1 protein-coding gene is annotated in these 2,435 nt (G+C 62.7%); it reads right to left on the reverse strand.

Translation table 11 applies throughout. The features are described 5' to 3' along the window. Positions 1 to 409: 409 nt before the first annotated feature. Positions 410 to 2,435: hypothetical protein (locus H5U38_15745; protein ID MBC7188476.1), on the reverse strand; the 2,026-nt coding region annotated here is incomplete at its 5' end.

Consider the following 2,435-nt stretch of genomic DNA (forward strand, 5'->3'; position numbering starts at 1 on the left):
CGAAACTCAGGCCGTGGAGGGTCATGTTGAGCTGCCCAGGAATCAAGGCCTCGGCCGACTGCACACGCAACAAACCTGTGCCTCCCAACATGGTAGATTGTGCGGAAACGGCCACAGGCAGCAAGAAAATGGTGAGCGCCAGAAACGCCTGGACTAAGGAGTGCTTTGTCACTTTGTCCCTCTCTGCTCCACAAGCCTTGGAAGACACGGTTTGGAGGATCGCCACGCCGGCACTCCCACGCTGGGAGGGTGCTTACGCCTCTTGCCCAGCAGGGAGTACCAATATTTTGATTTTCAAATTTACACGCAAACCGCCGGATATGCAAGCCCTTTTTCGTCGTTCACTGGGCGTACCACGCCACTCGCTCCTTCCACCTCGATGTGGCGCCCCTTGACCTCGCCCTGATGGTCACACCATGCCCTTGCGCCGCCGCAAGAACCACTCGCTGGCCAGCAGTGCCACGAGCAACGCCAACACTGCCTCACTGCCCGCGTAACGAAACTGCACGATGGACTTCCTGCTCACCACGCGCAACGGGACTCCCTGAGCAAGGGGCTCCAGGTCGTTCCAGGGGACCATGAACCCGCCGGAACGGGTGGCCATCTGTTTCAGCTCTTCGATCCTGCTGGTGGTCGAGAGATATTCAACGCTCCAGCGCGTGACGGCAAAGCGCCCGGTGTCGGCAGACCCTAAGCCGGAGCGCGGTATCGCTTCGGCCACAAAGTTATAGTCGCCCTCCACATCGGCAGTGGTCCTTGCCTCATACCTTCCAGCGCCGGCCTCCTCCAACACGAGCTCTTTGCTTCCCGCCGGGCCGTTTACCCTCGCGCGCACCTGCGCCCCTTCTAAGGGAGTAAGGTCCGGACCATAGAGCTGCCCGACGAAAGTTATTACTTCGCCGCTGCGATAGAACTCGCGATCGGTTCGCACCCGGAAAAGCTTCTGCTCCTCCCGCAAGGAGAGCCACCGTACGATGTTCTTCACAAACGTCAGAAAGAGCGCATTGTCCTTGCCTATCCCCCACATCATGAGGTCCCAGCGCCAGAAGCCAGAGGCGAGCAGGGCCACAGACCTGCTTTCTGGCGTCTGCCGCACGACGATCAACGGAACCCCCGAGCCTACCCTGGCCGAGGGCTCCGCGCCAAAGGCGAGCACTTCGCTGTTGGGCCAGAGAGGGACCTCAGAGAACGACGAAGACACAGGGGGCAGTCCCTCCCAGGCCGCCGCGTTGGTCGGCCCGCTCTCTGCAACTGCGGTCAGCGGGTGGAAGGGCACATTCTGCATGCGCACTGTGCGCAACTCAGGCCCCCGCACGCGGGGCGGCCCGTTGAGGGGAAGGTCTTCCCACAGCGCCGCGAGCTGCGCAAGGTCAATGTCCTCCCCTCCAGCCCAGAACAGCGGCAACCGACGCGCGCGGATGGCACGCGCGACCTCGGCCACAAGTGCGCCGTCGGTTCCTGTCGCAGGAAAATCCACCAGCAACGCACAGTCCGCTTCCTGCAGCGCCTGCGTCAGGCTCTGCGGCGAAGCCCTGTAGAAGCCACTGCCTTTGCGGCATACGTAGATTTGTGCCGCCACATTGGCATCTGCTTGCAATGCTTTCCCGAGGAAGACCACGTCGTGGCTCGGGCGCCCTGCCAAGAGCACCACCTTCATTTTGCTGGCCAGGGCCTTCACCACGAACTCCGCGCGGTTGTTCTCGTAGGTCTGCTCGCCGGGAAGATGCGACAGCGTGACCACGTAGCGCCGTGAGCCTGGGGCCTCTGGCCGAAAACGGAGCGTCACTTGCGTCTCGGGCTGGTTTCCGGCCAGTGGGACGGTGCACCGGTCGAGCACCTGGCCCTCCGCCTGCAGTTCCACGATGACGTTCGCCTGGTCAAAACCTCGATTGAGAAGTCGCACTTCCACGGCGACCTCCGATCCCACGTAGGTGACCTCATTGGCCAGCGCCGAGTGCACGATCAGATCACGCGGCGGATTGCTGCTGCCGACCGCCACCGGAAAGAGCGGCCAGGCGCTCTTCTCCCCGAGCCGCGCGAGTCGCTCTCCCACATTCACCGCCCCGTCGGTGATGATGACCACCCCGGCTACAGGCTGGCCGCGCAGTTGTTCCCGCAACTGGGTCAGTGCTGCTTCCAGGTTAGTCCCCAATCCCTCGAAGCGGAGGCTATCCTGACCCGGCTGAAACTCGCCATCCAGACCCGAAGAGAACAGATAGAACCGCGTGCGCGCGCGCTCGGCAAGGGAACGAAGCTGTTTGCTGCCCAGAACGCTAGCGACCTGCTGCGGTCGCGCGCCGCTGTCGTCCACCAACCCCATGCTCGCCGAGCGATCCACAAGCACGGGCAAAAGTGGCTTTTCGCGCTTTGCCAAGAGGAGCTCCAGCACTGGCTGAAACACCAGCAGTATCACGCCCGCTAAGGAAAGCGCGCGC

The sequence above is a fragment of the Calditrichota bacterium genome (genome assembly GCA_014359355.1).
In the GTDB taxonomy this organism is placed as follows: domain Bacteria; phylum Zhuqueibacterota; class Zhuqueibacteria; order JANLFK01; family Oleimicrobiaceae; genus Oleimicrobium.